This window comes from Pseudomonas sp. 2995-1 (assembly GCF_002742505.1).
GTDB classification, from domain to species: Bacteria; Pseudomonadota; Gammaproteobacteria; order Pseudomonadales; family Pseudomonadaceae; genus Aquipseudomonas; species Aquipseudomonas sivasensis.
On sequence record NZ_LJSA01000076.1, the window covers coordinates 1 to 231 of the forward strand.

At 42.4% G+C, this 231-nt stretch carries 1 protein-coding gene; it reads left to right on the forward strand.

What is annotated here, in order from left to right:
• Nucleotides 1-231 (forward strand): ATP-binding cassette domain-containing protein (locus AOA61_RS00255; protein WP_143521133.1); only part of this gene is annotated, 231 nt, incomplete at both ends.

Consider the following 231-nt stretch of genomic DNA (forward strand, 5'->3'; position numbering starts at 1 on the left):
GTGATTTCGTAACAGTTATCGGAAGTAATGGAGCTGGAAAATCTACACTGTTGAATATTATTGCAGGTGTGTTATTTCCTGACTACGGATCGGTCAACGTTAACAATAAAGAGGTCACCTTTGTTCCTGAATATAAGCGCTCGAAATTGATTGGTCGCGTATTCCAGGACCCAATGGCAGGCACCGCTCCTAATATGACAATTGAAGAGAATTTAGCTCTCGCACTAGGTC